Origin of the sequence: Pedobacter kyonggii (assembly GCF_004310665.1) — a bacterium.
Taxonomy (GTDB): domain Bacteria; phylum Bacteroidota; class Bacteroidia; order Sphingobacteriales; family Sphingobacteriaceae; genus Pedobacter; species Pedobacter kyonggii.
In genome coordinates this window covers 23,316-35,868 of sequence record NZ_SIXF01000007.1, presented here as the reverse complement: position 1 = coordinate 35,868, position 12,553 = coordinate 23,316, and the positions used below count along the sequence as shown (strand labels likewise).

11 protein-coding genes are annotated in these 12,553 nt (G+C 36.2%); all 11 read right to left on the bottom strand.

Going from position 1 to position 12,553, the window contains the following annotated elements:
• Nucleotides 1–46: 46 nt before the first annotated feature.
• Nucleotides 47–1,975 carry a polysaccharide biosynthesis protein gene (locus EYS08_RS09540; RefSeq protein ID WP_131029819.1) on the bottom strand — a complete coding sequence of 643 codons (1,929 nt, stop codon included), beginning with the start codon at nucleotides 1,973–1,975 and terminating at the stop codon, nucleotides 47–49.
• A gap of 32 nt (nucleotides 1,976–2,007) precedes the next feature.
• Complete coding sequence (locus EYS08_RS09535) at nucleotides 2,008–3,066, bottom strand: GNAT family N-acetyltransferase (protein WP_244215911.1); 1,059 nt, start codon at nucleotides 3,064–3,066, stop codon at nucleotides 2,008–2,010.
• Between the two features lie 30 nt (nucleotides 3,067–3,096).
• Nucleotides 3,097–4,134, bottom strand: a complete 1,038-nt coding sequence (locus EYS08_RS09530) for a GNAT family N-acetyltransferase (RefSeq protein WP_131029817.1) — start codon at nucleotides 4,132–4,134, stop codon at nucleotides 3,097–3,099.
• A 41-nt stretch (nucleotides 4,135–4,175) separates the two neighbouring features.
• On the bottom strand, nucleotides 4,176–4,670 hold the full coding sequence (locus tag EYS08_RS09525) for a GNAT family N-acetyltransferase (RefSeq protein ID WP_131029816.1): 495 nt from the start codon (nucleotides 4,668–4,670) through the stop codon (nucleotides 4,176–4,178).
• A complete protein-coding gene (locus EYS08_RS09520; RefSeq protein ID WP_131029815.1) occupies nucleotides 4,667–5,638 on the bottom strand; it encodes a hypothetical protein in 972 nt (323 codons plus the stop codon). Before EYS08_RS09520 ends, EYS08_RS09525 begins: the two co-directional genes overlap by 4 nt.
• Nucleotides 5,639–5,649: 11 nt before the next feature.
• The gene (locus EYS08_RS09515; RefSeq protein WP_131029814.1) at nucleotides 5,650–6,453 is read right to left on the bottom strand and encodes a phytanoyl-CoA dioxygenase family protein; all 804 of its coding nucleotides are present in this window, start codon (nucleotides 6,451–6,453) and stop codon (nucleotides 5,650–5,652) included.
• Between the two features lie 52 nt (nucleotides 6,454–6,505).
• Nucleotides 6,506–7,660, bottom strand: coding sequence for a glycosyltransferase family 4 protein (locus EYS08_RS09510; RefSeq protein WP_244215910.1), 1,155 nt, complete (start codon nucleotides 7,658–7,660; stop codon nucleotides 6,506–6,508).
• A 78-nt stretch (nucleotides 7,661–7,738) separates the two neighbouring features.
• Nucleotides 7,739–9,133 (bottom strand): pectate lyase family protein, encoded by a 1,395-nt coding sequence (locus EYS08_RS09505; RefSeq protein ID WP_165456415.1) that lies wholly within the window; start codon nucleotides 9,131–9,133, stop codon nucleotides 7,739–7,741.
• A 220-nt stretch (nucleotides 9,134–9,353) separates the two neighbouring features.
• Nucleotides 9,354–10,445 carry an NAD-dependent epimerase gene (locus EYS08_RS09500; RefSeq protein WP_131029812.1) on the bottom strand — a complete coding sequence of 364 codons (1,092 nt, stop codon included), beginning with the start codon at nucleotides 10,443–10,445 and terminating at the stop codon, nucleotides 9,354–9,356.
• 117 nt (nucleotides 10,446–10,562) lie between these two features.
• Nucleotides 10,563–11,684, bottom strand: coding sequence for a glycosyltransferase (locus tag EYS08_RS09495; RefSeq protein WP_131029811.1), 1,122 nt, complete (start codon nucleotides 11,682–11,684; stop codon nucleotides 10,563–10,565).
• Nucleotides 11,659–12,552: a glucosamine inositolphosphorylceramide transferase family protein gene (locus EYS08_RS09490; protein WP_131029810.1), complete on the bottom strand. Its 894-nt coding sequence runs from the start codon at nucleotides 12,550–12,552 to the stop codon at nucleotides 11,659–11,661. Before EYS08_RS09490 ends, EYS08_RS09495 begins: the two co-directional genes overlap by 26 nt.
• Between the last annotated feature and the right edge of the window lies 1 nt (nucleotide 12,553).

Sequence of the window (12,553 nt, the reverse complement as noted above, 5' to 3'; positions counted from 1 at the left end):
TCGCGAACAAAAGTAAAATAATTTTAATAGGGTAATTTTACGGTAATCAATTGGCAACCAACAGGTCTAATTCTTCAAATCTTGAATTATTACTGATATAATCGGGTATAATTTCTTTCATTTTCTTCACCATATTCAAATCGTTGCCATCGTTATTCAGTACAATCAGGTCTTTAATAATTTGGTTAACGTACAAATAATTATAAGCTACTTTTTGCGATATTTTAATTTTTGGATGATGGGTAGGTATAATTTCTTCATCAATAAGCAAAAGCTCTTCATACAGCTTCTCTCCGGGCCTTAAACCTGTAAACACAATATCGACATCAACATAGGGCGTTAAGCCTGCTAATTTGATCATATTTACAGCTAAATCGACAATCTTAACAGGTTTACCCATATCAAAAAGATATATCTCACCTCCTTTACCCATTGCTCCGGCTTCCATTACCAATTGAACGGCTTCCGGAATAGTCATAAAATAGCGGGTAATTTCCGGATCGGTTACTGTAATTGGCCCTCTCTTTTCTATCTGGCTTTTAAATCGTGGAATAACAGAGCCATTTGAACCCAAAACATTTCCGAAACGGGTTGTTACAAAGCGGGTGCGTGAAGCTTGTGTAGTAATTTCGCCAGTTGAAATAATTTCAGGACTGTTTAGCGCCTGAATATAAATTTCGGCCAAACGTTTAGATGCCCCCATTACATTGGTTGGCTTAACAGCTTTATCCGTAGAGATCATTACAAATTTCTCTACACCAAATTCCATTGATATATCGGCCATGTTTTTAGTGCCCAGCACATTGGTTAAAATTGCTTCTGCTGGGTTATTCTCCATCATGGGCACATGTTTGTAAGCCGCAGCATGGAAAACAATTTCAGGTTTGTAGAGTTCGAATAATGTTCTTATCCGGTTTAAATTCTGCACATTGGCCATAAATATCTTCACGTTCGCATCCTGGAAGTTATCTTCCAGTTCGAGTTTTAAATCGTGGAGCGGCGTTTCTGCCTGGTCGCATAGAATTACAGATTTAGGGTTGTACTGTAAGGCCTGCCGAACAATTTCCGATCCGATGGAACCCGCAGCACCTGTAACCAAAATACATTTACCGCTTAAATCTTTCAGGATATTCTTTTTATTGAGCTTAATCGGTTCACGTTCCAGCAAGTCCTCAATTTTCAGATCACGTAATTGGTGCGAATCTAACTTGCCGTACAACCATTTATCTGATGGTGGCACCATAATTACTTTAATACCCTCATTAACACAGATATCGATAATTTTCTTTTTGTTTAAAGTGTTTAATGCATCTTCTGCAAAAAGTATCTTTTTTATATTGTGTTTTTCTTTTAATAATTCTACTGAGCAAGAATGGTATACCTTTTTCTGCTCAAGATATTTATCTACGCGATCTCTGTTATCATCAATAAAACCAATGATGTTCAGGTTTGAATCTTCATTCTGTTCTATTGCTTTTTTGATCAGGATCGCCTTTTTTTCCGATCCATAGATGAGAATACTCTCTTTGGTCTCTGATTTGAGTTCTTTAAAAAAGAAAAACACGCCCTTTACCAAAATACGCATGAGAATAAGCAGCGATGAGGAGATGAAAAAGTTTAATATCAATGCTTTATCCATCTGATGCCAAAGTAGTTGAAACCGCTGCGAAAGTATTTTGTTTACGCAGACAAAGAGCAAACTGGTTACAAATACCGCTAGAAAAACCCTTAGGATATCTTCGGTATTGGAATACCGAATAATTCCAGTGTGTATTCTTAAAGAAATGAAAACACCTGCAGCAATGAAGCAATAAAGCGCTACATAAATGGCATTGCCCGAGTTAAAAACGTCGGTGTAGTTTAATGTATTGGTTAATACAATTGATATAAACAATGTCCATACAACAATCATTTGATCGATCAATAAAATTAACCATCTTGAGTGTGCTTTATCTGGAAAGAAGAACTTTTTCATAATTGAGAATCATTAAATATGTTATATAATGTTTATTGTGGTATCATTCTGTAAAGCGGAAAAAAATCCGCATCGGCGTGTACTTGGTTGCCCGATTTTTCTACTAACTGATTGTAAACAGCTTTATTGGCGATAAAACGCCAACTGTAATAATCTAAAACCATATTCGAAAAACCCATTTTCCATTCAAAGAGCGAATCTTCTCTATAACCAAGTCCGCCACCTAAATGGTAGTATTTCATCTTCCATTTTCGACCTAACTCACTAATTTCATCGACCAAAAACTTAGCAGGAGAATTTTTAAGATAAATGGCGTTTGTGGCAATTAAGTGACCCTGAATAATACCTTTGGTGCACATAATAATACTGCCACAAACTATATCTTCATTTGAATAAACCAAGATTAGCTTACAATCAAATTCTGTTGAGTTAACAAGCTTAGTAAAGTATTCTTCAGTAAAAAGATAGAAATCTGTAGCACTGATGCGGTTCATATTAGATTGATAAAGTTTTGTGAACGCGGCAATATCCTTTTGTGAAGTAGCTTCTACAGCAATATAACCTAACCTTCTACACTTCTTTATGCTATCTCTTGTTGTTTGCCTATAGTGCTTCCGCTGCTCTTCTATACTTTGTTGTAAGTTAATGGCAACTGTTTTTCCATTTTCATATATGCTATCAGTTTTTTGTAATAGTATTTTTTGATCAAAAAAAGGATGGAGCCTGGAGAAAACAGAAACGTAGCTGCCTTTATATAAGAATGCTGAAAAAGCACTTAGAAAATTTCCTTTCAAACTGTCGCTCATATCGGTAAATTTCAGGTTAGAAACAGGACCTGAATAGCCATAAACGCAATGCAGATCGTAATATGGCGTATCCTGGATTGCACGTTCCAATAAAGGCATAGCGATAAAACTATTGCCTTCGCAATACACAAATAAAATAGGCCTTCCGTTAGTTGCCATAGCATGGTATTGCCAGGTATGATAAAAATCATAGTCGGCAGCCAGGCTGATATACTTTATCCAATCATCCTTTTGTGCTAAAGTTAATTGCAAAGTAGTGCCTGCAGCATTATTTTCAATCGGCATATCCATTTATTAAAAAGAAATAATAATTAATTATGAAGCAATTACAGGACTACGATAGAGCGGAAAAAAATCAACAGTTGAAAAAGGATCAAGTGATCGTTCGTTTAAAAGTGTATTGTATAATTCGTTATTGGCAATATATCGCCAACTATTAAATTCGAAACATAAGCTAGAGAAACCCATCTTCCAGCCAAAAAGGTTGTCTTCCTTAAAATTAACACCTCCACCCAGGTTAAAATATTTATACCCCAATTGTCTACCGATTACAGTAATTTCATCGGTTAACAACTTAGCTGGAGATTCGAACAGATGGGTGGTTTTGGTGGCCAAAAGGTGTACCTGCATAATTTCCTTTGTACAAACTACAATGGCACCTGATATGGCTATTCCATCTTTATACACCAAAAAAAGTTTGCTATCAAATTCGTCAGAAGAAAGTAGCGCAACGAAATAGGCAATATTAAAAAGATAATGGTCTTTTGCGCCAATCCGAATCATATTTTCGGTATATATTTCAGAAAATATGTTCGCATCATTTATATCGGTAGAAATTCTGACTTCATAATCCCGCTTCCGCAAGCGTCTGATTTTTTCCTTTACACTTTTCCGGTAACCTGCCCGTTGACTCTCAATGGTTGTGGTCAAATCGATTGCTACTGTTTTCCCATTGGCATATACCCCAGAAAATTTCTCCATTAACCTCTCCTGATTAAAAAATGGATGCAATCTGGAAAAAACGGTTACATTTTGACCGGTTTCAAGAAACGCTATGAATGTATTTTTAAAGCGTTCCATAAAATCATCGTCCAAAGAATTGAAGTCTATGTTTGAAATGGGGCCTGTATATCCATAAACCGATGTAAAGTCAAAAAAATCGGAACCAGGGATATTTCTCTTCAAAAGCGGAAAGGCAATGTAATTTTCGCCTTCCTCATACACGAATAATATTGGCAAACCACTTTTATCTAAAGAGTGATAATACCACGTGTGATAAAAATCATAATGCAAAGCACGCTTTACATAAGCAGACCATTCTTGTTTATCATCAATTGTAATAATTTTTCTCATTTTTGAGCTATTAAATTAGGGGTAGATTTAATGTAAACAGGTCAGTTTGCGGTAAGTAAAACAGAAGAGTTGATAACCATTTTTATATAATTAGCCTGTTGCGAAACACGTTGAAAACCTATTTTTTTATAAATAGAATAAGCAGCCAGATTATCTGAATGTACTTCTAAAAAAATGTGTTTAAGATTAAGGTTATAAAAGGCATATTTCAACAAGATTAAAGAGGCGTTATAACCTATACCCTTTCCCCAGTATTTCTTTTCTCCAATAAAGAGGTGAAATTCTGCACGCTCGTTTTCAATATCGAGCAGCTGAATATTACCAATATATTCGTTCGTATTTTTTACACAGATGGCAAAGCGTTTTTCGTTGGCCAGATTTAGTTTATTTAAAAGCCATTGTTTTTCAATTTCGGCCGTAATGGGATTTTTTAACACAAATTTTGTGTACGACCATACTTCAGGATCGTTTCTCCACTTGTACGACACATCAGCATCTTTTAATGCTAGTGGTCTTAAGTAAATCTGGGTATTCATATGAGCGGTTTTAAAGCTTTAACAATTATTTTCATATCGGCTATGCCGTAGCGGTGATCGATAGGCAATGAAACAAGGTGCTTAGCTAAAAAGTATTCATAACTATCTACATGCGCCCATTCGTAAACATTAGGCCAATAAGTGGCTACAAATATTTTTTGATTGATGAGTTGCTGTTTTACAGATGGATCTTCAACCAAAAGCGGGTAAACCATCGGCACATCTTCTCCTGAAAAATTTAGTCTCAAGATATTTTCCTGCCCCAGGTGCTCATCCAGGTAAGCAAAGTTTTTTCTTCTGATATCGGCGCACTTATCGTAATTGATGCTGGAAAGAATGGTTTTTGTTAATACAGACATCTTTTTGATTTCGTTATTGCACAACTGCATGTTGTTTTCTATGTAATCGGCATACCCTTCTTCAATATTGATATCGATACTTTTAATGAGGTGAGCGAACCGATCTGTTGATTGATCCTGTTTTAAATTTAACCCTAATGTTGTAGAGATATTTAGATAAGCACCATCGGGTACACCGAAAAACTTGCGACATGAATAGAAGGTATCGCAATTGTTTACCGGCTTAGAAAAAAATGCTTGGGCATTATCTATGATCAGGTTCTTGATCTCTTTGGCTAATTTTTTAACGGTTTCCGTTTTAAGTCCGAAGTAATTGGTATAAAGCAGGCAGCAACGTTCGCCTATTTCAAAATCTATAACCGGGTCTAAATCTTCGTCTATATGGTAAAAGTGATAAGGTATGTTTAGTTTTCTGAGCGGTTCTAACAAAACCTCGCAGGTATAATATGGTAGATATATGGTGGTGTACTTTTTTATCCTTAAAACATACTCCAGTGCATTTCTGCCCGTATTAAGTGCAATTAAATCAGGATAATAAAGCTCCCCTTTTGATAATTCTAGCGGAATATAGCCGCCAATAGTTTTGGGTGAGTGTGTTTCTGTTTCCATCGTTGTATTCTCTACCCTTGATCTGTTTTATACATCCTGCTTTCTACAGGTCGGTAATATTCCTGTAAACTGGCTGGTACCCTTGCATTGTAACCAATAATCTGCCTTAAATCGCTATCTATTTTTTCGCCAAATTCATATCCCAAAAATCTGGGATAATCGAATTGTTGTTTAATATAGGGTTTGGTGAAACCTAAGGTAAGGGCTCTACGCTGTTTGCGGGTGAAATTAATCCCCCCTGCATGCCATATATTGGAATCGAATAATATAATGCTACCCTTTTTGGCAATAGCTTGTTTTGCAAAAGCTTTAAAGTATTTCTCTTCGGGTTTAATATCCAATTTATGAGAACCCGACAAAAAGTGTGTGGCGCCATTAAATATGGTAAAATCATCAAGCACAATAATCATCTGAATCATAAACTTAGATTCAGACGAAAATGTACGTACATCGCGATGGATATCCTGAATATAAGACTTGTTCTTTTTGGTGTTAATCACTCCATTTATCCCATTAAGAATATAGTTTCCGCCTAAAAAATCACGGATTTCTCTGTGGCAGTACAGCTTGCTCAAAAGCTCAAGTGCGAAATTATCTTTCTCAAGCAAATGATGTAATGTTCCCTCCATATTTTCTTCAATTCCATTTAAAACCTGTATTTCTCTTCTTAAGAGATAAGAAGTTTCGAAACCTGTGGTTATTTCTGAAATTAATTTCTGATTGATTGCCTTTTCATATACAACCCATCCATACTCATCAATAGCTTCTCTAAAGTCGGCTAAAGTGGCTCGTTTATAAATAAATGTATTGTTCACAATTTTAGGTTTAGTTTATTTATTTGGTTAGTTATTGATGTATAAAGGGTGGTTAAGCCTGTAAACGCATAATCTTAAAGAGTTCTGCATTTACGATGTTCACATCAAATTTTGTTTTTGCAAATTCATGTCCTTTGTTGCCAAAAGCAATAATATCATCACTGTTATTAATAAAATATTCCATTTTATTGGCTAGTGCACCGGCATCTTTAACCGGAACAAGAAATCCATTGGCCTCCTTTGGGTCGCTATTAACGGTTTCACGGCATCCAACAGAGTCGCAGGTGATAACAGCCCTGCCTATGGCCATTCCTTCCAGTACACAGCGCGGAACGCCTTCTCCATAATAAGAAGGGAGCACCATTACCGAAGAGCGCTCAATATCGGGCCGCACATCATCAACCTGCCCCATGTATTGAATGGTATCTCCAGTGGCAATTTTTTGATATAGATCGGGTGCAATGGCGTCAATATTCGGATCATATGATCCAATGAGTTTAAAAACGGCTTGTGGAAACTGCTGTTTGATTAATTTAGCGGCATCGTAATATTCTTTGATACCTTTTGCATTGATGAGCCTTGATACCATTAAAAAAGTTATGGGCGAGGTACTTGGTTTGGAATAGTGATAGTGACTCAAATCTACACCCGATCCGTTTACCACATAAACCTGATGCTTTTTATTTAGGATCTTCAGATCGATTAAACGTTGAGAATCGTCTTTGTTCTGAAAAATAATATTTAAATGTGGATTGGGCTTCAGACTAAGCTTTAATAAAAGCCTGGTTATTTTAACAATTAGTTTATTACTGGAAGAATTATCGGTAAAGTTATAACCCAAACCGGTAAGCATGGGTGCAATTAACTTAACCTTACATATTTTAGCTAAAAAAGAGCCATAAATAACAGGCTTAAATGTATAAGGAAAAAAAATATCAGGTTTTATTTGCCTGATGAGTTTATACAGCGAAAAGATAAACCTTAAATCGGATAAAATGGAAACGTTACTACCATCTAATTTACTTTCGTAGGTAATTACATTTAATTCTTTTAACCGATTTCGAACCGATTCTTGTTCAATCTTCGGTGTAAACACATAAACCTGGTTATGTTGCTGCATCTTTTCGATTAGCTTCCCTCTAAAATCGAGCAGAGATCTGGAAGAGTCGCAAACGATAAAAATCTTTTTCCTAGTTATATTCATCATGTCAAAATTTTAATTTAAACTGCAAAGCCACCTATCCAGGTGGCTTACTGCAGAAAAAATATGAAGGTTTTGGTTTACCTACTTGGCACCAGCATTTGCCGTTACAATAGCAGGTACACTCGCTGCATCGTTAAGAAATGATTTGTATTCATACTCTGGAACCCAGGTAGAAACTGCCGTCGTTATATTGTTTGCACCACATTTATCGTAAATGTTGGTGGTAATGCCGCTAAAATATCCTTCCGGATCACTTGCCACCTTTGTAGTTAGTGGTTTAACACAATTCGAGAAATACTCATTATCTGTTCTCACTATACCACCTGCTCTTGTACCTATCGAGTAACCAGAGTTGTTAAGGTGATAGTTATTAAACATGTGTACACTGCCATAGTTCATTGATGGTTCTCTCTCCGTAATGTTGTACCACATGTTATGGTGCATGGTTACGTGCAGTTTACCCTTATCAGCTTCGTGACCTGCGATACCACCGCTAATTAATACTGATAGGTTGGTATCGTGAAATTTACTCCAGGAAACAGTTACATAATCAGATTCTCTGGTTATGGTAATATCTTTACCCCAATAATCCCAACCGCGTGAACGGTCTGTAGAAAAGTCGCAATGATCTACCCAGACATGATGAGCAGCATCTTTAATCTGCACGGCAGCTTGTTCTACGTAATTTTTAAAAGTAATGTTCTGGATGATAATGTTGCTTACGGTATAAATAAATAAATTAACCCCCTCAATAACAGCACCAGATCTGCCAATAATAGATTTATTTGATTTTACGTATACAATATCCTTACCAGCGCCTTTAATGGTGCCACTCACATAAACAGTACGGGTAACGTTATCACCAACAGCTGCTTTTAATTGGGCAAGTGTGGTTACCGTAGTTTCAACACCACCCTGGCCACCAGTTGTTTTACCATTTACCAAAGCATAACCTACCAAGGCTGCATTGATAGTTGTATTTGTAGGAGGAGGAGTTACTGTTTCTGCTGGAGGTAACGCAGCACTTGTACCGCCCATTACATAAGTATAAGAGCGGCCATTAGTTCTTGGGTCGGTATTGTCAGATGCTGAAAATATTACCGTAGTACCCCAATGGCTAAATCTCCCTTTGCCTAAAGTCCTGATATCATCGTGAATACTATGGGCAGGGCCAATTTCTACTCCGTTTTCAAATAATCTTAAAATTGATTGTTCTTTTGACGTAGAATTATCGCCACCAGAAATGGATTGCGAAATTTTATATGCATAACCTCCTTCAGATTTTACTCCTGAAAGGCTTAATTTACCAGTACTGCCACTGGTAGCAGCTAATACAGATGATGAATCGCCTGAAAACAATTCGGTACTGTCAGCCAAGGCATCATCCGCCTTTACACTTTTTTTACAATTACTAAAAAAAATAATTGTACTTAATATTAAACCAATTAAACTCACTTTTTTAAACAATTTTGTCATTCTCTGCATTTTTATCTTTTTTAAATTTACAACTTAACGCTATATGCGATAAATGAGTACATTTAATAAAATGCAGTTAAAAGACTGATAATTAAATAATAGGCATAATATTCGATATTATTTATACTGTAAACCAATTGCTTACAGATAGTAAAATGACAGTTTAATAATTCAGCTTAATAAAAGTTATTATACGTCTAGTTTACACAACCATGACAAACTAAATTGTAACAGTAGCTGTTTTAGGAACCAACTGTAACTTTGGGTGATAAAATGTTGTAAACCAGTTCACAAAATTCTTCACACCTTTGTGCACAGAAACAGATGGTTCATAATTTAATAAGTTTTTTAAATCATCAATATCTGCTGATGTTTCTGCCACATCGCCATCTTGCATGGGCATAAATATTTTTTGCGCGGTTAATCCGGTTTCTTTTTCAATTTCTTCAACAAAATCTAACAGGTTAACCGGTGCTCCTCTTCCAATATTAAACACGGCGAAAGGTGCTGTTGATGTAGCTGGATCGGGGTTTTGGTTATTCCAGTTTGGATTTGCCTGTGCTGGTTGATCAAAGACCCTTACAATGCCTTCGATAATATCATCTACATAGGTAAAATCTCTTTTCATTTCCCCGTTATTAAAAACTTCAATGGGCTTGCCTTCTAAAATTGCTTTTGTAAATAAGAACAAGGCCATGTCTGGGCGGCCCCATGGACCGTAAACTGTAAAGAAACGTAAGCCAGTAGTTGGTAAATTAAATAAATGGCTATAAGCATGTGCCATTAATTCATTGCTCTTTTTAGAAGCCGCATATAATGAAACCGGATGATCTACATTATCGTGAGCAGAAAACGGCATTTTTTTATTTAATCCATAAACACTCGAAGAGCTGGCATATAATAAATGGCCAACTTTAAAATGGCGGCTACACTCCAGGATATTTAAAAAACCTTTAATGTTTGCTTCTATGTAGGCATCTGGATTGGTTAAACTGTATCTTACACCTGCCTGCGCGGCTAGATTGCAAACCGCATCGAAGTGATAGGTTTTAAAACAATTTTCTAAACTTTCTTTATCGCAGATATCCAACTTGATAAAAGTGTAATTTTCATATCTATCACTTACCTGAGGAACACCATAAACCAAATCAGTATGGTTAATGCCAGTTTGAGCCAAGCGGGCGTGTTTTAGGTTTACATCATAATAATCATTGATGTTATCTATACCAACAACAACATCCCCTCTTTCCAATAAGCGTTTTGCCAAATGGAAACCAATAAATCCGGCTGTACCGGTAATTAAAATTTTCATAAAATTTAAGTTTGAGAAACAGTTAAGAATGGCCTCGAAAAAGGCTTGATTGTTTGTTTTTAGGATACAGCAAAGCATCCCATTATAAATGCGGTAATGGTTGGTTTAAATTTTGGACTAACTTTGGTGCTTCAAAGCGTTTAAAATAGATTGAGCGAATATTTCTGGCCTTCGGCTATACAAATACTGCATCGCAATTTCAGAACTTTGGTGTTGGTTTTGCTTTAATTTTCTGCCCATCGCTTCGGCAAGGGCTTCTACATTGTTTACTTCAACTTTGGCAATAGCAGGAATTTCGCTGATACCCCCTGCGCAAAGTGTAGATACTACTGCGTTATTTACCGACATCATTTCTAACAGCACATTCGGGAAACCTTCTTTTATAGATGATACCACGCAAAGTTTAGCTTGTTTAAAATAAGGAGCCGGATTATCTATCTGTCCTTTTAGAAAAACGGAATCGCTTAAATTATTCTCCTGAATAATATTGATTAATGATGCTCTTTCTTTTCCCTCCCCCAGTACGAGCAATTTTAATTTGGGGTGCTCATGCTGAATTAGTTTAAAAGCTTTGATCAAAACCGAAAATCCCTTTTCAGGGATCAACCTCCCTGCTGAGCAGATAAAATCTAGTTTGGCATCGCCATTAATTAAAGGCTGACCAGATTTAGCAATGATCTTATTGAAATCGATGGGATTGGGTTGAACCAATACATTCTGTTTCGATAAAAATCTATTGTGATCGAGCAGCTGTATTTTCATTAACGCGGTTTGGCAAACCACTAAATCTACAGCAGGATAACCCATGCGGTAAATGACCTTATAAATGCGTTTTTTAATTCCGGTAAAACGGGTAAAAACAGATGTGCATTCGCGTACAATTAATTTCGATCTGAGGTAACCAATCCGTTTTAAAAAGCCTAAAAAAGCATTTAGGTACGGATGCGTGCTCATTAACACATCATCCTCTCTATATTTTCGGAGTAGTGGTATCAGTTTTACAAAACCCCAAAAAATTGCTTTTTTAGACAAGTATCTTTTGGAAATGCCTTCAGAAATTTTAAGTCCTGTAAAAGCATGTTTCTTTAAAAAGTACATTTCGCCGTTAACGGCAGTTGCCATCATCAGCAGCACATTTTCAGCACCGTTGGGGGCATCGGTTAACGAAATGAAAATCATTCTTTGTGCTGGTGTGTTCATTTCGAAAGGTGAATTATCTTTTTTTAAAATTTCGAACAATTTTTTTTAGTGGCATCATCAAGCTCAATACTTTCCGCTTGCCATCTATTACAATAATGTTATTGGCGAAACTGATGTTGTGGAGTCCTTTGCTGTAAGGTTTATCTGGTAATAATTCGAATTTGTTGGCAGTTTTATATTCTTTTTCGTTAAGTGTTTCAATTTCGTTAATGATAATTGAGCCTCCGTAACGGTTAATGGGGTTTTGTGTTGGTCGATACAGCAATTTGTCAACTTTAAATAAACTCCCTGCAGCCCTGCAAAATTCTTTTTCTGCAGGAATTGGGTTCTGATAATGCCCAGTGTATTGGCCATCTAAAGTTTTTGAATGATAAATGTACAGGTGATCGTGATCTCCGGATACACTGGTAAAAAGCCAGTATTTATTTTCATGATAAATAATAGAACTATCTACAAAAGCTTTTCCGCTAACCAGCACTTTTATTTTGGTTAACTGGTTTGGATGCTCCTGATCTACCTGATAAAGTGTTATTTCTTTTGCTTCTGATGTTTCCGGAATGCAGTATAAACAACCATTCTCTTCAATAAGATAGGGATAAGATAAATGGATTGCATCTGGCTTAATGCCCTGCACTTTCTTCTTGTTTTTGAAGTCGAATCCATCAATCATCATAATCTCACCCTTCCCTTTCCAAAAATCCAGTTCTTCGTAATAAATCCTTGGTGCATTATTTACACTCACCACGAAAGGATCAGCTGCATAATCGACGGTATCTTCTTGTAACCAGTTTATAGCTGCGCCAAGCTTTTTGGAACTAATCAGCTCTTCAGGCGTTTGATAAACAAAACCAATGTTCCATTTATCGGCTGTGAATATTTTATTAAAGAGGTTAACTGTTGCATTCATC